This window comes from Pseudomonas sp. QS1027 (assembly GCF_002814235.1).
Lineage (GTDB): Bacteria > Pseudomonadota > Gammaproteobacteria > Pseudomonadales > Pseudomonadaceae > Aquipseudomonas.
The window spans coordinates 1-213 of the sequence record NZ_PHSU01000079.1; the positions used below are offsets into that span (position 1 = coordinate 1).

At 64.3% G+C, this 213-nt stretch carries 1 pseudogene; it reads right to left on the reverse strand.

The window, feature by feature from the left end:
* Window positions 1-213, reverse strand: a pseudogene (locus tag CWE01_RS33210) (hypothetical protein); the annotation flags it as partial.

The following is a 213-nucleotide window of genomic DNA, read 5'->3' on the forward strand; positions in this document are numbered from 1 at the left end:
TCATCCCGTGCGATGCGCCGGCAACCGTCTGCCGTTGCGCATTCCCGATCCACTGCGACAGCGTATCGACGTTGTTGCGGAACATTTTCGGGCTGCGCTGGCCGTCGATCAGCAGCGTGCGGCATGCGATATCGCCGGCCGCGTGCTGCGAATACGCGGGCAGCGGGTCGCGCAATTGCTTAGGCAGCGTGCTTGCGTTGTCGATCGCCATCG